Source organism: Verrucomicrobium sp. GAS474, assembly GCF_900105685.1.
Lineage (GTDB): Bacteria > Verrucomicrobiota > Verrucomicrobiia > Methylacidiphilales > GAS474 > GAS474.
In genome coordinates, this window is the sequence record NZ_LT629781.1 from 1150507 (window position 1) to 1167787 (window position 17281).

12 protein-coding genes are annotated in these 17281 nt (G+C 56.8%); 9 read left to right on the forward strand and 3 right to left on the reverse strand.

Features of this window, described 5'->3' with window-relative positions; genetic code table 11:
• Window positions 1-2 precede the first annotated feature (2 nt).
• The 3 genes from BLU04_RS04725 to BLU04_RS04735 all read right to left on the reverse strand — a co-directional run bounded on the left by BLU04_RS04725 (window position 3) and on the right by BLU04_RS04735 (window position 5822).
• Window positions 3-2207: a hypothetical protein gene (locus BLU04_RS04725; protein WP_093282857.1), complete on the reverse strand. Its 2205-nt coding sequence runs from the start codon at window positions 2205-2207 to the stop codon at window positions 3-5.
• Complete coding sequence (locus BLU04_RS04730; protein WP_162274636.1) at window positions 2204-4330, reverse strand: glycoside hydrolase family 65 protein; 2127 nt, start codon at window positions 4328-4330, stop codon at window positions 2204-2206. The genes BLU04_RS04725 and BLU04_RS04730 overlap by 4 nt, the downstream gene beginning before the upstream one ends.
• Before the next feature lie 73 nt (window positions 4331-4403).
• The gene (locus BLU04_RS04735; protein WP_093282862.1) at window positions 4404-5822 is read right to left on the reverse strand and encodes an ADP-ribosylglycohydrolase family protein; all 1419 of its coding nucleotides are present in this window, start codon (window positions 5820-5822) and stop codon (window positions 4404-4406) included.
• A 53-nt stretch (window positions 5823-5875) separates the two neighbouring features.
• On the opposite strand from BLU04_RS04735, the gene BLU04_RS04740 reads away from it, so the two are divergent.
• The 9 genes from BLU04_RS04740 (at window position 5876) to BLU04_RS04775 (ending at window position 17250) form a co-directional block, all read left to right on the forward strand.
• Complete coding sequence (locus tag BLU04_RS04740; RefSeq protein WP_093282864.1) at window positions 5876-6766, forward strand: AraC family transcriptional regulator; 891 nt, start codon at window positions 5876-5878, stop codon at window positions 6764-6766.
• 969 nt (window positions 6767-7735) lie between these two features.
• Window positions 7736-9271, forward strand: coding sequence for a TIGR04372 family glycosyltransferase (locus BLU04_RS04745; RefSeq protein ID WP_093282867.1), 1536 nt, complete (start codon window positions 7736-7738; stop codon window positions 9269-9271).
• 168 nt (window positions 9272-9439) lie between these two features.
• On the forward strand, window positions 9440-11137 hold the full coding sequence (locus BLU04_RS04750) for a TIGR04372 family glycosyltransferase (RefSeq protein ID WP_093282870.1): 1698 nt from the start codon (window positions 9440-9442) through the stop codon (window positions 11135-11137).
• Between the two features lie 307 nt (window positions 11138-11444).
• A complete protein-coding gene (locus tag BLU04_RS04755) occupies window positions 11445-12263 on the forward strand; it encodes an SDR family oxidoreductase (protein ID WP_093282872.1) in 819 nt (272 codons plus the stop codon).
• Window positions 12256-13881: a TIGR04372 family glycosyltransferase gene (locus tag BLU04_RS04760; RefSeq protein ID WP_093282874.1), complete on the forward strand. Its 1626-nt coding sequence runs from the start codon at window positions 12256-12258 to the stop codon at window positions 13879-13881. Before BLU04_RS04755 ends, BLU04_RS04760 begins: the two co-directional genes overlap by 8 nt.
• 38 nt (window positions 13882-13919) lie before the next feature.
• On the forward strand, window positions 13920-14690 hold the full coding sequence (locus BLU04_RS04765; RefSeq protein ID WP_093282877.1) for an SDR family oxidoreductase: 771 nt from the start codon (window positions 13920-13922) through the stop codon (window positions 14688-14690).
• Window positions 14691-14702: 12 nt separating this feature from the next.
• The gene (locus BLU04_RS16310; RefSeq protein ID WP_157895130.1) at window positions 14703-15623 is read left to right on the forward strand and encodes a hypothetical protein; all 921 of its coding nucleotides are present in this window, start codon (window positions 14703-14705) and stop codon (window positions 15621-15623) included.
• Window positions 15620-16453, forward strand: a complete 834-nt coding sequence (locus tag BLU04_RS04770; protein ID WP_093282879.1) for an SDR family NAD(P)-dependent oxidoreductase — start codon at window positions 15620-15622, stop codon at window positions 16451-16453. Before BLU04_RS16310 ends, BLU04_RS04770 begins: the two co-directional genes overlap by 4 nt.
• Window positions 16450-17250, forward strand: a complete 801-nt coding sequence (locus BLU04_RS04775; RefSeq protein WP_093282882.1) for an SDR family oxidoreductase — start codon at window positions 16450-16452, stop codon at window positions 17248-17250. Before BLU04_RS04770 ends, BLU04_RS04775 begins: the two co-directional genes overlap by 4 nt.
• Window positions 17251-17281: the final 31 nt, after the last annotated feature.

Consider the following 17281-nt stretch of genomic DNA (forward strand, 5'->3'; position numbering starts at 1 on the left):
CGCTAGGGAGTCCCGAGAACCTCGACGTTCCGGATGCCGTCGAAGAGGTAGACGCTCCACGCCGCCGCCTCGACCGGCCCCGCTTCCAGCGCGCGCCCGGTCAGGACTTCTTTCCCGGCGTCGGCCCCGTCCGCTTCCGAGAGGGCGAGCCTTGCGGGGGCGAAGGTCCAGACGACGGTTTTCCCGTCGCCGTGATAGACGACGCCGCATTCGTCCCGCAGGACCCGGCGCCGCTCCATGTGGGGTTGGACGACGTTGTAGGCGCGGAGTCGGGCCAGCTGCCCTTCGGTGGGCGCGTAGGCGGCCTCCCCTGCCTTTCCCTGGATCCAGGTCAAGCGATCGGCCTGCGGATCCCACTGGAGTTTCCACACGACCCGGTAGGCGAGGGCGCGGAAGAAGAAGCCCTCGGGGTCGGCCCCGAGGCGGGCGATTTCGACGGGATCGAAGTCGGGCAGGCAGTCGACCCACAGGGGAAGGCTGGCGACGAGGTTGGAGAGGGGACCCGAAGCGCGGTGGACGCCGAAGACGCCGATGTCTTCCCCGCAGTAGACGTATCCCATCCGTTGCATCTCGGCCATGAGGGAGAGGTGGGCGCGGTATTGGGAGAGGATCGCGGGGAGGGGTTCCCGCTCCGGCCGGGAGTGGCCGAGGAGCTGCGTCTGGTCGGCCGTCGCCCCGTGGCGGGCCGACGCGGGGCGGGCGATCCAATGGAACTTGTCGCTCGACATGTTGAAGCTGCTGTCGAGGAAGATCCCCCCGAGGCCGAGCCGTTCCCGGGCGTCGCGCCACCGTTCCAGCCAGACGCGGCGGACGGTCTCGTCGCGGAGGTTCATGACGGCGAAGACCGGTGTGTAGTGATCGGCCTCGATGGCGTTCGAGGGATTGCGCACCCACGGATCGGCCGCGTCGTCGAGGGCGTCGAAAAGTGTCGGCCCGGTCCGGGGAAAGCGGAGGCGCTCTTCCCGCCCGTTGCGCGCGTGGGCCATCAGGGCGAGGGTGGAGAGGGCGGTGTTGCCCCACATCTCGACCGACGCGTCCGCCTCCCGCGCCTCCCGGCAGAAGGCGGCGAGGTTCTCCTCGCCGACGCCGGGGGCGACCTTCAGGTCGGCGGTGCAGCACATGTTGCTGACGCCGAAGACGTTCATGTTATTCTCGAAATGGTTGGCCAGGAAGATCGTACGGACCCCGGCCTGCTTCAGCCGGGGCAGGCCCTTGGCGGCGTAATGCCGGAGGTCGGCGTTGCCCCACTCTTCCATGACGCCGTAGCTGGCGGCCCGCTCGATGCGGAGCCCCGCGTCGGCGTGGAGGGTTTCCGAAACCAGCGCGCGGACGCGTTCGTATAAGTTCAGCTGTTCGACGGGGTTCCTTTTTCCCGGGAACCAGAGGACTTCGATCGGAGCCGTGGAGAAGGCGAGGGAGAGGTCGCCGCAAAGCTCGTAAAGATGGGCGAGGTGGCTTGCGCCCCGGGGCTTCTCGAAGAGCGCCCGGACATGGGACGCGACCGGCACCCAGGTGACGAGGACGCCCTCCTCCCCCGCGGTGAAGGTGAAGCCGCAGAGGGCGGTCTGGAACGGGAGGAATTCAAAGATGTTCGGGTTGACGGCGGAGGGCAGGAACCACTCGGTGCAGTAGGCGTCCTGGGGGGAATGGAAACGCTGGATCGAGGGGGAGAACGCGTTGCGCAGCCAGAATGCGTTGCCCTCGATGGCCCCGCCCGGTTCCCAGGTCGCCCGGTCGAGGATTTTGTAGAGGGCGATGGCGTCGCTCTTGTAGTGGTAGCGATAGGAAAAGCCGACGCCCCGGTCGCCATCCAGGACGATCTCGGCGGGCCGAAGTTCGAGGTCGAGCGCGGTGTTTTCGGCGCGGCGCGGGGGCTGGGACCAGGCCCCGCGGCGATAGCGCGGGCGGACGGCGTGGAGCATCCACTCCATGGGGCCGTCGTCCGCGCGGGACGCGCCGAGGCTCAGGCGGAAGCCGCCTTCCTCCGTGGGGCCGGACGCCTCGACCTGGAAATCTCCGAGGCGGATCGCGTCGGGGCTGCGAAGCTCGGGGAGGATGGGGAGCGCGGGCGAGCGCATGGCGACGCCTTCGATGGTGACACGGCCCAATCCGAGGAAGCGGCGGCCCTCGCCGAGGAACTCGACGCGGGTGGCGTTGCCGATGGGCTGGAACGTCCCTTCGGGTGCGGGGGAGGCGGGCGGATTCATGAGGAGGGCCAGGGGGTCCCGTCGGCCCGCTCGATGCGGAAGGGGGTCTCGATGCCCGGATCGAGGATGCGGACGTGATTGTTTTTCAGCTCGAGGTCGAGGAAGACCCCGCCGTAGCAGAGGCCCTTCAACCTCATCCAGGGCAGGGCGCGGGGCAGTGCGGGCTCGACCTGCAGGCCGTCCTCCCGGATGCGGATGCCGCCGAATCCCATCATCACCAACTGGAGCAATCCGCCTAGGCCGGTGGCAAAGGAGAGGACTTCGTTCGAGGGGCTTTCGCTGGCGAGGAGGTAGGGTTCGCGGAAGTGGGGGAGGAGCTTTTCGAGCGAGGCCCAACCCGATTCGGCCCGGCCCAGCTGACAGTCGACGATGCCGTCGAAGGCCGTGCCCATCATGATGCTGGCGGGAGGGTATTTCGCCCGATAGTAATCGACGGTGTTCGCCCGGACGGTGTCGGACATCGGCATCTCGTAGGGGTAGATGAGGAGGGCCGCGTCGGCCTGCTTGATGGTCTGGCCGTCGTAGCCTTCGTATTCGATGTAACGCTGATTCGCGATGTCGAAGGGGATCCACATTTTCGCGATGATGCCGCGCCATGACGGCGGGACGGCCTCGCCTCGGGCCGCCAATACGGCGGCGGCCAATTCGAGGGTCTTCACCGCGCTGTAGTTGGTGTAGGCGTTGTTGTCCTGGATCTCGGCGAATTCGTCGGCGCAGCAGACGCCGCGGATCTCGTAGCGGTCCTTTTCCCGATTGTGGAAAACGCGGTCGGCCCAGAAGCGGGCCGATTCGACGACGATCTCGGAACCTTTCCCGCGGAAAAAGGCGTCGTCTCCCGAGATCTTCCAGAACCACCACTGGGCCAGGGCCACGTCGCTGTTCACGTGGTGCTGGTGATGGTAGACAAGGTGGGGAATGGCCTCGTCGCCGAACTCGGCGCTCTCCCACGCGAACTGGGCTCCGGCGCGGCCATGGGCCCGGGCGTTCCGGCGGGCGCCGTCGAGGGTGGCGGCGCGATAGGCGGCGAAGCCGCGGGCGAGCTCGGGCTGGAGGAGGCAGAGGCCGGGGAACATCCACAGATCGCTATCCCAGAAGGCATGGCCGCCCCAGCAGTTCGCGGAGAGTCCGGTCGGCCCCAGGCTCGCCAGGCCTCCGGCGCGGAGCTGGGCATAGAAGGAGTAGAGGGTCGCGTTGAGGAGCTTCTGGAGGCCGGGATGGGGGACCTCGATCCGGTGCTCCCACAGCGCGGCCCACGCGGCATCGTGCTCCCGCCGAAGGGTGGGCAGGTCGGAAAGGGCCCCTTCGGCCAACGCCCAGGCGTGGGGCCATGGCGCGGGAGCCTCGGCATCGGTGACGAGGGCGACGATCTTCGTCACCCGATAAATGCGACCCGCTTCGACGGGGAAGACGAGCGTCCGCTCGATCGACCTTGCGGTTTGGCGACGTTCCACGGCGAGGGTTTCCGCCGCGATTCCCTCAAGGCTCAAACGCGAGAGAACAGCGATCTGTCGATCGCGCGGTCCCATGCGGAGCTGGATCGAGAGCGGCGCGTCCGATGTCTCGCCCGGAGTGAAGCGCCAATCACGGGCATCGTCGATGAACGTGCCGTCGAGGGCGTCCGTCATCCGGACCGTCCCGCTGTAATTCGTCACGAGGGTTCGCTCAAGGAAGCAGACCTGCGGGCGGGTCCGGCTGACGTAGGCGGTCGTCGTGATGTGGGTTTCGCGGCCGCCGTTTTTCCAATCGAGTTCTGTCTCGAGGACGCCGGTGCGGAGGTCGAGTCGTTGTCGGTAATTCTTCCATTCCCCAACGCCGGGAGCGAAGGTGGTCTCGCCTTCTTGGAGGGCGAGGCTGGCCCAGCGGGGCGGGGGCATCAGGGCCAGATCATCCCAGAGTCCGTGGATCAGGCATCCCCCGGGAACCGGATAGGGGCCTGAGGCGTTCCGGCTCGCCTCTCCCGACCGGTCGAAGCGTTGCCCGAGAAATCCGTTGCCGAGGAGAGCGTCTCGATGGCCGGGATCGGTGGGATCAGTCGTCTCCAGAATCCAGGGGTCGCCCGAAGCGGGTTGCTTTTCAAGCCAATCAGCAGCTAACCGCCCGGGATCGAATTCACGAGAAGACATAAGAGAACTAGCGGAGCAGCAAATGACTTTGACACAAACCAATCTGCATACAAGCAGAATGTGTTTGAAGGGATCAGCCCAGGAGGTGGACGACGTCGAGGCTGCGTCGGGCGCATTCGGCGATGGAGACCGGGTCGTAGCCGATGATCGCGGAGCGGAGGGTGTCATTCAGTCGGTCGATCCAGTGCGAAGGAGCCCGGCGGGCCCCGCAGAGCGCCCCCACCACGGAGCCCACAGTGGCCCCGTTGCAATCGGTGTCCCAGCCGCCCATGACGGCCAGGGTGATGCCCCGGTGGAAATCGCCCCCGCCCAGCAGGAGGGCGACGACGCAGAGGGCCGCATTGTTGTTGGTATGGACGGCATGGTAGTGGCCCAGCAACGAGTGGACCTCGGCGAAGACCTCCTCGAAACGGGCGAAGTCGTTTCCGTGGCGGTCGCAGATCGCGACGACCTGGAGAAGTTCCGCGTGGAGGCGGGATGTGCGGGGAATCTCGCCCAGACCCGCCGCGACGATGGCGCGGACGTCGTCGGTGGCGAAGGCGGCGGCGATCATCGCCGCGCAGAACATCGCGCCGTAGAGCCCGTTCTTCACGTGGCTGATCCGGGCGTCGCGCCAGGCGAACTCCGCGGCGAGCCGGGGATCGCCCGGGGCGGCGTAGCCGTAGGAATCGACGCGGATCTGGGCGCCGATCCATTCGCGGTAGGGATTCAGGTGGTGGGCGATCCAGCTCCAGTCGGTTTCGGCATCGAGGATCCGTCCCCGAGGGATATCGGGGATGTTTCGGAAGGAATCGTAGCGGAGAACCATGTTCCGGTAGGCCTGGGTCTCGGCAGTGCAGACGTGGCTGTAGGGGAGATGGTTGAGCCAGAAACCGGCGACGTGGGCGGAACCGAAGTCACGCCCCCGTTCCAGCAGAATGCGCTGGCCCAAGACGGTGTAGCGGATGTCGTCGTCCGATTCCATGAAGGCGATGTGCTCACGGGTGGAGGGGAGACAGCTGGCTTTCCCGACGGGCGAGCTCGCGGGGAAATAGTCCCGGAGGGGCCATTCGTCGGCAGAAATGGAGGTCAGGTAGCCCTTGATCCGCTGCCACGATTGAAGTCCGAGATCGGGTTCGCCGCCCGATTCCAATTTCTCACCCAGCCCCAGTATCTCCACCGGCTTGCCGAGGGCGCAGCCGGCGCACCGGCCGAGCCACGCGCCGTGGAGCTTGTCGAGAAGGACGGCATCGTCGGGAATCGGCGCGAGGCGGGAAACCTCTCCCGAACGGAGGGCGCGGATCGCCGCGAGGTCGTCCGGTTCGGTGAACGGAAAGTCGGGACGGATCGGGAGGGCGAGGAGGCGGCCGTGAATGGCGCACAGCGTCTCCTCGTCTTCGGTTTCCTTCCACGCGGCGCGGAGTGCCTCCACCGCCACCCGCTCCTTTCCTTCCTCGAGGGATTGGGAGAATTCTTCTTCGACGAGTTTTTTGAGGGGGGCCCAGCCGGACATGAGTTCGATATTGGGGATTGTTGTCGCGTTATTCGTTGCAATAATCGGCAAAAATGAAGCAGAAACGATCATTACCGCTTCAGATCGAATTTTTCCCCATTCCCCTCGAGGCGCGGGAGCCGATCCATCTCCACGCCCGGGACGAGCTCAGCGACCGTCCCATCACCTTTCTCCACTTCCATCGCTGCCTCGAGTTGGGATTCTGCCACTCGGGCCACGGCATTTTCATGATTTCCGACAAGGTCCGGACCTTCGAAGCCGGAGATGCGGTGGTCATCGCTCCCGGCGAGCCCCATCTGGCGCGGAGCGCGCCGGGGACCCGGAGCCGATGGTCGTGGATCTACCTTGATCCGGCCCGCCTGGCCGCGCCGGGCTCCGTCGATCCCCTCTGGCTCGATACCGCCGCCTTCCACGGCCCCGATTTTCCCGATGTCTTCTCGGCCCTCCGGCATCCGGAACTCGCGTGCGCGGTCGATCGTCTGGTGACGGAATTGTCATCCAGGTCGCCGGGCCGGTCGGTTCTCCTGCGCGCGCTTGTGCTGGAGATCCTGGTGCGGGCCGGGCGGCTCGGCTCTCATTCGCGAGGCGGAGGCAAGCGGGGCCTCGGTCTCCCGCCTGATTATGCGCGCCTCGCCCCCGCCCTGCAGAAGATGGCCTGCGACTACGCCGAGCCTCTGCGGATGAGCGCCCTGGCGAAGCGTTGCGGTCTGAGCGAGCCGCAGTTTCGCCGCGTCTTCCGGGCGGGGATGGGCTGTTCCCCGCTGGCCTACCTCCACGACCTCCGTGTCCGGATGGCGGCGGCCCTGCTGCGGGGGACGACGCAGTCGGTCCTCGAAATCAGCCTTGAGACGGGCTTTGAATCGGTATCGAGCCTTCACCGCGCCTTCCGCGCCCGCCTCGGGACCAGCCCGCGCGTTTGGCGTCGGAAGACGGACGAGCGTTGAATCGGTATCGATTTTTGGGAATCCGCATGCTGAGCCTCGCCGAGATGTGAAACAAATCTGAAAGATTTTTGAGAACTCCAGACGACCCGGAAATATCTGCGTCCGAGGAACCCTTGAATATCAATGGTCGAGAAGCCTGGAAAGCGCTGGAGCCACCATTCAAGCGGGTTCGAACCCCTTCACCCGCTCCAATTTTCTCTGCCGTCTCCCCTCTTATCCTACTTGGATTTCAAGAGGTTACGCATCAGCACCCCAAATGGGTCATGCGTTCCTTTCAAAGGCCATCTTAGCAGCCTTTTACAGAGTACAAGTGGATTTTCGGCGGCTTTAAATCGTGTTTTAAAAGCTCCATACTCCCGAGCTTCCTGATATCCTAAGCCCTAGAGTCGCATCGAGCTCTAGCTAAAGCGTCATTGCTTCCCGGGTAGTCAGGCAGTGTTTCAATTTTCTCTGAGAATCGCATTGCGCGTCGTTCGGTTGTTTGCATGTTCCGCTTCTCTGGAGCTGGAAGCGGCATGGCGTCGATCAGAGCTACGTGGCTTCCTAGGAAGCCGGCTCGGACTTCTTCAGCCCGCCAGAATAGAGAGGGGGTCACAACGAGGAGCTCGGGCCAGAAGACATCGAGGAGGTGAAGAGGTTGGGAGCCGGGAGAAGCTCTCGATCATTTCTTCGTATGTTTGTAGCAAGCCGCATCATCGACATCTTGAAACCGTTCGGCTTACGTTATAAACGAGAACCCCTTTGGAAGCGGTTTTTGGGGCCTGAAACATCTTCATCATGTTGATCGGGAGGCCCAGTCTTGGATATGCAGCCTACACTTCGCTCCGCGCTATAGATCTTGACGATCTCTCTGTTAATGCCTCACATCCTTTTTAGTGCGTTAAGTTTGAGGCTAAATATGGATTCTCGACAGTGTGTAGATGCGAAGACGCTCAGCAAGGCAGTCATCAAATTAAGGATTTCAAAAATATGACCATTTATACAGGCATAAGCAGATTCATTTTTTGGATGGTGCCGTCTTTGTTGACGCGAAAAATGTCTTGGTCGCTAGGAAAATATTTTCAATCTCATAAGAAATACGACAACGCGATTTGGTTATACAAAAACAGTATTGGAATCGATCCCGAATTCTATCCGGCCTATCCGAGGCTGGCGGATTGCCTTACGGCAATTGGGAACAAGAAGGAATCATCAGCGGTAAGAGATCTTTTTCATAAAAAAATAAATTATACGCCATCGGAAATTCTTCAGTCCTCCGCATTTCCGTCGCTGCCAGAACTATCCGCTATGGAACTGATCGGTCATATCGAGGCCGAAGCATCGAAATCATTTGTTGCGGGGCACATGCAAGAGGCCTCAGCGCAGTGGAAGATCGAGCATCTGATTCGGAGATCGTATGCGAAATATTTCGGGTTGCCTTTAGATGACTTGGCAATTCTCGATCATGATTGGACCGTCCGAATCGGACATATCGCCCATATCGATATTTTTGTAAAAGCTAAGATATTGGGATTGTTGCCCGAAAAAACACTGGAGATCGTGATCGAGCCGGAAGCTCCCGTCGCGAACAAAGAATTGCTTCGCTACTGGGAGAAATATCTTCCCATGCATGTGCATACGGAAGAAGCGCGGGAATTTTATTCAAAATACCGTCTCCTCAAGAAGAAACTTGGCCGTCTGGAGTTGACCAACGGCGAAGCCGATACTCCTTTTTTCTTATGCGGCAAGATGGAACGAGAATGGCTGGCCAAAGGGCATCCTCCCTTGCTCACACTCAGTTCGGAGCATGAATCAACCGGAAGAGACTACCTTGCGAAAAGCGGGCTTAAATCCAGCGATTGGTATGTAGCGTTGCATGTGCGCGAGGGCGGATTTCATGGTGATGGAAAAGGAAGGGATGCCCGGAATTCCAATATAGAAACCTATATCAAAGCGATTAAAAAGATAACCGAAATGGGGGGCTGGGTCATTCGGTTGGGAGATCCCCTGATGAAACCTTTACCGAGGATGGAAAGGGTCATTGATTATGCTTTTTCACCCGATAAATCGCAGGCACTCGATGTATTTCTTCCGGTCAAATCGCGCTTTTTTCTATGCACCAATAGCGGCCCCTGCTGCGTAGCGGCCATATTCGGTACGCCAATCCTGGTCACGAACTGCTATCCGCTGACAGTAAGGCCTTGGTACGCCTGCTGTACTTACATGCCGAAATTGATGACAAAACTGAGCGGAGGACATGTTCCATTAAGTGAAATGATCCGGCCTCCGCTTGCGTATCTCGAGAACACGGCCACTCTTCAGGAGCTTGGCATCCAATTGATCGATAATACGGAGGACGAGATCCTCGATGCCGTATTGGAGATGCTCGATCCATCCTCTGTTCGACAGGATCCCGATTTGCAGCGCCGTTTTAACGAACAAATCGATCCAAACGGATATTTTGGCTTGGAGAAAGTCTCGACGGCTTTTCTTGAGAGACATCGGCTTCTTGTTAAAAATGGATAGTGGCAGTCCTTAATGTAGAGACGAATTGCAATAAAATACTACTCTATATGGCGGGAAGGTTTTGTGGATGTCTCTTGAGCGATATCGTTATTATTGGCCTGTTCAGAAATCCCACGGCATCCATGTAGTGCTCAGCCATCTATTCATCGAATTTTTCGTTTTCGACGCATGAACTTGCTACCTCCTTTTTTAAAAAGCGTCTGCTACTGGACTTATATCAAGGCATGCGGTGTTCTCGCCCCCGGCTTACTGTCGGAAAAAAGCCTCCAGAATCTCGCCAAATATCGTGCCTGGAAAAAGGCGAATCCCGCGCCACGCTTTATTTTTCTGAACCTTCTTCTCCGGGCTTTTTATCTACGAAGAAGGTATTATACCTTGTTGGCTAAGTGGGTGCCCTCTTTTCTCTCAGCCCAGGAGTTCCAGCAGCTTGCTCAGTATCATGTCCGACGCGGCCATTTTCCGGTTGCGGCGCACTACTTCGTAGAGACACTTCGTAAATGGGGTCTTGGCGATTCGCGTTCCGGAAGCACCCCCTTTTTCGCGGTCGCCCAAGGGATTTCCGCAACCCAATGGGAAGCAATAAAAAGCCGTTGGCTCGCGAAGGAATCTGATTTTCTCTCCCTGTATAATCAACTCGGCAACGCCTTATATCTCGGTGGAAGCCTCCAAAAAGCAACCGCCTGTTGGGCGACCGGTTTGGCCGTTCAAGGTGCCATCGCTCGTCACGTGGGTGCCGATAGGCTGGACGTCAAAATTCTTTCCAACAGTCCCTGGGTTCAACGCATTGGGCTCATCGGTTTGTTGGATTCTTACGTCAAGATGGGATTGCTCGGATTGCGGGACAATCAAAACTCGATTCTTGTTGAACGAGTTCAGGATATCTCGAATCCTCATCTTCTCGGCTATTTTTCAAAACACATCAAATGGATTCAAGATCCCCGATCCATACTCTCGCTTCAGGCCCCGAGCCTTCTCCTACGGGAGCCCTTTCACGTCATTGAAACCGGCGGTGAGATCAGATCCATCGTTGATGCTGCGGCTCGCGCCCAAATCCTCTGGGAAAAGCAAGGGAACAAACCCCTTCTGCAATTGAGCGAGATGGATCGTGCCATAGGCATCGAAAAATTGAAGCGGATGGGTCTTCCAGAAAACGCATGGTACGTCTGCCTTCATATTCGCGAGGAGAATTTCCCGAAGGAAGGGGAGGGCGGCTCTCGGAATAATGTCGTCCAATCCGATCAAAAAATCATCGATGAGGTGCGGCGACGCGGAGGGTGGATTATTCGGTTCGGGGATTCAAGAATGCCAGCCTACGCGGATTCGGATCATTTAATAGATTATAATTTTAATCGAGTAAAATCCTCCGAAATGGACGTTTTTCTCTGCGCTCATTGCCGATGCTACATCGGCGGTAATTCCGAACTGGGGCTCGCTTCCGCGATTTTTGGCGTCCCCACCGTGCTTGTCGATTGGCACCCCCTTCGAGCCAGACCTTGGTATTCAAACCAGATTTTTATTCCTAAGCTCATGCGGAACATCAAGGAAAACCGTTTTCTGACACTTGAGGAAATGCTGCAAGAGCCCGTCGATATTCTGGAATCTCCCGCCCATCTTCGTGCGGCGGATATCGAATTGATGGCCAACTCTTCCGAAGAGATCCTTGAGGTAACGGTGGAGATGCTCGATCTACTCGAAAATTTCGGAGGGACATCCTCAAAAAGGACGACTCGGCAGCAAAAATTCCAAGATATTGCTGAAGCCAACGGTAGCATGGGGCTGGGCGTTCTTGGCGACTGCTTCTTGCAAAGGCATCCTCAGATTCTCGATTTCAGTCAGAAACCGCATCCTTTAAATTTCGACCCATAACGCTCTCCCCCCCGACAGTGATGCGATAGCCTACAAAATTCTAAACCGATCGGGAACTCTGTGAACGTGTGGGAAACCAAGATTTTTACGGTATGGCGAGACGTTGTGAGCAATTGCTGCCGATCTCGACCGATACTCGGAGGGAGAAAATTCTCTGTTTGCTATGTTATCAGGCCTGAAGACGATGGCGATTTAGCGTTGGGGTAGTGCCATATGGACATCACAGAAAAAGCTCGGATATTGGGATATTGCAGGCTAGGAAATACTTACGCTAACCTACCTCAATAGATCCCTATCTATCCTCGTCATGGCATCCCCCCAGAAACCGACCCTGCTTATCCTGTCCATATCGAGCGACATCGGCGCCCAGCTTGCACTGCGTTATCTGGCCGAGGGATGGCGAGTAGTTGGAACCTATCGAGGAAAATCGAATCTCGATCTGTTCAAGGGCCGGAAAGATGTGGCTCTTTTTCGATGCGATCTCAAATCCAAGCCTTCGATCGCATGTTTTGCCGCTGCTTACAAAGAATTGGGGTGGAAATGGACGACCTTCATCAGCAGTGCCGGACAGCTCTCCCCGATCGCCCCTTTTTTAAATTCCAATCCCGACGCGTGGGAAGACTCGATTTTGATCAATTCAGTCCGGCAACTGCGCATCCTTCACGCGATCTACCCCTTGCGTAAGAAGTCGGAAATCGCCAAAGCCGTATTTTTCGTGGGTGGGGGTATCAATAATGCGTTCACAAACTATTCTTCCTATTGCGCGGGAAAAATTTTGCTCCTGAAAATGTGCGAGTTGCTGGACGACGAATGTCCCGATCTCCACGTCGCCATCTTCGGAACGGGCTGGGTGAAGACAAAAATACATAATCAAACCCTCCATGCCAGGTGTTCTTCGGGGGATAATTATGAGCGGACTCTCCAGTTCCTGCAAAAGGGTGCCAAGGGAACTTCTTTTGACGATATCCATCAATGCATTAAGTGGGCGCTCTCTCAAAAAAGAGCGCTCACTGGTGGTCGCAATTTTTCTATCGTACATGACGCATGGCGCGATGGTGGAGACCGGCTGATTTTCGAGCTTTCCCAAGACCTCAATAAATTTAAGTTAAGAAGACACGATGGTTGACCTGTTTTTCAATCAATTGAAGACCTGGATTGCTTCCTGTTTTCCCAAATTTCGGCGACCTCGACATTCAAGCGTGATTTCTCCACATGAGGCCAAGGCTTTGGGCGATCGTTGCTTGGAGGGCAAGCAGCTGAAGGAGGCGGAACGATGGTACTCTTACATCCTTGATTCTGAGAGCCCGGGCTTTGATTCACTCTCAAGCGCGATTCTTTTTTTCCTTTCCCAGGACAATGCGCCGAAAATCGAGCAGGGCTTGGTGTTGCTCAAGAAGGAATGCGATGAAAATCCACGAGACGACAAGCTAGTCTTCTGCGGCGATATAGCGATTTACTTTGGAAGAACCGATGAAATGGAGAAATGCTTTCCTCTGGTTCTTGAAAACAGCCCTTTTAAGGCTCCTCTATATTACAAAATGGGGTGCAACTATTTCATGCTCGGCCACTTCTCCAAGGCCCGGGAAGCGTTTCGCAATGCTCAAAAGGAAATGGCACAAAAAAAGGAAGAGCGCCAATTGGATAAGCTCGATCTCACTTTCCTTGCTGCCGATCAGTGGGCCACCCGGATCGGTCATCTGGGCTTGCTGGACGGATTGATTAAACTGAGAAAACTCGATTTTATTGAGGATAAAAACCATGTCCTGCTGGCATCATCTTCCCAAATAGCCTGTCCCGCGCTCATTCCTTATCTGGAGCCTCACATTTCAGTCGTCACCGATCCTGGCTTTATCAACAACCTTAGGGATATTCTTCCTTACACTCAGCAATATGTGAATTTTTTCAGCCTGAAGGACGGTTCTTGCATTTTGCTGCACGAGATGCTTGATCGAGTCAATCGGGAATGGGAGGATGCGAAGCTGCCCAGACTCTTTGAATTGGACCACAATCATCAGAGCCGGGGGTGGGATAATTTAGCCTCTTGGGGAATCAAAAAGGGGGAATCCTGGTTCGTCACATTGCATGTCCGCACGGGTATTTACTATAACGAGCCCGATTCAGTCAGCGTCCGCAACGCCGATATCGAAACGTATGAGAAAGCCATTCGCCTTATCCGAAGCCGCGGTGGGCATGTCATATGGCTTGGCGACGGAAGGGAGCTTCCGAAAGAGCTCTACGGCTTGATCATTGATTATCCTCATTCTGGGATGAAATCGGACTGGATGGATCTCTTTCTTTGCGCTGAATGCCGCTTCTTCATGGGGGTCGATTCTGGAATCTCAGTTATTCCAGATCTCTTCGACGTCCCTTGCGTGCTAACTAATTGGATCCCGTGCGCTATGCGTCCATGGAAAAGCAAAAATCTCTGGATCCCCAAATTAATCCAAAACGAAACCACTGGCGAAAATCTGCTTTTTCAAGAGCTTCTCGGACCGCCAGTCGGGTACTGGGAATCGCATCTCCTTTTCAAGAAAAGGGCATATCGCATCATCGACAATTCTCCCGAAGAAATCACCGAGGTGGCCGAAGAGATGCTCGATTTCCTGGAAGGCCGTGCTTTTGAGGACACGCAGGCCGATGAACGGCAGCAGCGTTTTCAAACAATCGCCCGCACCCAACAATCTTATGGAGCCGCCCGCGTCGGCGGAGCATTTTTACGTCGCTACGAATCTCTTTTGCGGTAATCCTTTGCCCAACCGAATGCCACGAGACACACACCGATATGGATCTCAACATCAGACATAAAACCGCATTGATCACCGGAGCAAGCCGCGGTCTCGGAAGAGCCATTGCCTTGGCCCTGGCCGAGGAGGGAGTCCATGTTGCATTCGTCGCCAGGAGCGCCCAAGACATGGATTCTTTACGCGAAGAACTCCAGCCCTTGGGCGTGCGCCATATCGGTCTCGTACAAGATTTGGCTTCCGAAGATAGCATTCCCCGCCTCATTCACAGCCTGAGTTCGGCTGGGTGGCCTGTTTTTGACATCCTGATCCATAACGTGGGAGGGACTCTCGATATTACTGATCCCTTCTGTAAGATCGCTGATTGGAAAAAGGTGTTTCGCCTGAATTTCGATGTCTCCATCGAACTCAATCACCACTATCTGCCCCTCATGAAGGAACGAAAGTGGGGACGTGTTATTCATGTCTCCTCGATCTCGTCTATGGAAAGTCATGGGCCGATTCCCTATTGCGCCGCCAAAGCCGCTTTGAACGCCTACACGCGAAGCATGGGTCGAATGGTGGCCAAAGATGGTGTCATCGTGGTGGCTATTTTGCCCGGGGCAGTTTGGACCAAAAACGGCTACTGGGACACGGTCAATTCTGGACACCTCGAAAAATATCTTGAGCAAAGGATGGCCATCGGCCGTCTTGGCCAACCGGACGAGATCGCCAAAGCCGTTGCCTTTTTCTGCTCCGAACATGCCTCGTTCTGCGTTGGTTCCATCATCCCCATCGATGGAGGCCAAGGCCGAAGTTATTTTGGCGAGTAGAAAGGATTGATCATGAAGCCTATCTCCGGTTTTTGGAATTTGAATCGCTCGCGATTCTCCCTGGGAGGCGGCCTTCTGTTTCTTCAAGAAACGGTGGCTTTCGCACAAAACTGCTCCGCCTCTATTGAGAAAATCGTTTTTCGTGGCAGTAACGAATTTTGGTTGCGAGAAGCCCCCTTGACCTTGGCATGTGGGGAAGCTGGGGGATTATGCCAGGAAAGCGATTTTCCCTTTGGAAGCCTCCTACGGCTTCCCTTTTATTTTGCTGGATTCGATCGGGTTTGCATTGAAATCACCGAAGAAAAGGGCTCCCGACCCTTGGATCTGTCGGGTTTCGGATGGCCCTTGGATGATGCCTACCTTGGTGATGGTCGAATTGACTATCTTGCCTCTCTGTTGCCTTCTCTTTCCACGCCTCCTTGGTTGAATCCGACCCAATTCTGTGCCGGACAAGCTCAAGCCGTGCTCACAAAGCAGGATCGGGATCGTAAAATCATCGCCGTCCACTTAAAAAATAGTTTTCAAGATCCTCTCAGCAATGCCGATTTCCACGCTTGGGGGGCCTTTTTTCAACGCTATGTAGGGCACCCCTTTTTATTCGTTCTCGTGGGAAACGAATCCCTTCCCGTCTCGTTTTCGACGCTTTCCAACGTCGTCGTCTTGGCAGAATACGGACTCAATTTGGGAAGAGATCTCGCAGTGATTCGAGCGGCTGATGCCTTTTTGGGCATGGCGACGGGACCTTGCAACATGGCTTTATGTGGATCAAAACCCTATCTTATTTTCAAGAATCCCCACCATCACGTGGAAGAAATGCTCCGCGAATACAAGCATTTCAATCGTCCCCCCTTCGCCTCCCCTCATCAAAATATGTATCGAGTTTTTGAGGATGCTCACCTCCTCGAACTCCTCTTTCAAAGTCTGTGGCAATGAATCAAAATCCCTCCAAAACCCTCGCGGAAAACGTCGCCGTAGTAACGGGTTCCGCTCGGGGCATTGGCCTGAATATTGCGCGCTGTCTTGGACGGCACGGTGCCCATGTCGTGATCTGCGATAACAATAGCGAAGCCGCGTTGAATGCGGTGGCGGAACTTGCCGTCCTCGGCGTCTCCTGTTCCATGATGGAGATCGACCTGAGTCGAAAGGAGTCCCCGATCCAACTCATCGAGGGTGTCTACAAAAACCGGGGACGTCTTGATATTTTGGTGAACAACGCTCGTGCGGGCAAACGCACTAGCATGCTAACGGAAACGCCTGAAACTTGGGACGAACTTTTTTCCGTTTCTCTGCGCGCCGCTTTTTTTGTCGCTCAAGAGGCTATTCGCCGCATGCCCGCTCACGGAGGAGGCTCCATCATCAACATTGCCTCTGTAACCGCCATGCTCAGCAGTCACGAAGCCCCGGCCTATCACATCGCCAAGGCGGGGGTGTTGCAAATGACGCGCTATCTTGCGGTAAATGCCGGCCCTTCCAAAATTCGTGTCAATGCCGTCGCCCCCGGATTCATCGTTCAAGACGAATACCAAAGCCGCTATGCCGAAGATGGGAACGCTGCTTATCGCGGCATTGCTGAGTTTGCCCATCCCTTGCGGGGAGTGGGGTCTGCCGATGATGTCGCCCAAGCCGTCCTTTTCCTTGCTTCCCCCCAATCTCGATTTGTCACCGGACAATGCCTCTCTGTGGATGGCGGCTCAAGCCAGGTGGAGCAATGGGCCCTTCTCCATGCCTATGACGAGCATCGGAATTCCATCCTTGCGTCATGAATAGATCATACGAAGGCGTCCGCGTCCTCGTTACGGGGGCCAGCGCCGGAATCGGCCTGGCGATTGCCCGAAAATTCGCATGCCTCGGTGCCGCTGTCGGCCTGAGCGGACGCCGCCAAGGGCTCCTAAATGAAATCATCGTAGACATTGGCCGAGAAGGAGGCACGGCTTTTGCCCTTCCAGGTGACGCAACCGATGGGGCGTCCGTCCAGCAAATGGTCAGTCACTTCGCCGCTCAGGCCGGAGGCGTCGATGTCTTGATCAATAATGTTGGCGGTCCGTCGCGTTATGCGAATTTCGAAGAAGCGACGGACGACGATTGGAAAAATACTTTTGAGCTCAACGTCATGAGCTCCGTCTTTTTCACGCGAGCAGTCCTTCCTCACCTGCGCCAATCGCCACGCCGCAGGATTCTCAACATCTCCTCGATTTCCGCCGTGGAGCCGGGAGCCTATAATCCTCACTATACGACGACGAAGGCCGCCATGCTCAATTTGACGAAGTATCTCGCCAACTACCTTGCCCCCGAAAAAATCCTGGTGAACGCCATTTGTCCGGGCACTGTTTACAGCGAGTCTTGGGAGGAAAACATCCGTCGGCTTTCCGAGAGTCGAGGTGTTTCGCTCGAAAAAACCGCCGCCATAATCGAACGGCAAGAGATGGCGAAAATCCCCCTGGGACAAATCGGCTCGGGAAATGACATTGCCAATACAGCCGCCTTTCTTGCTTCTGAAGAAGCCTCATGGATCACGGGGTCGATCTTCCATGTTAATGGTGGAAAAATGCGCTCCTTTTGAGTTTCCCGCTCATTGGAGCTAGCCGGACGGT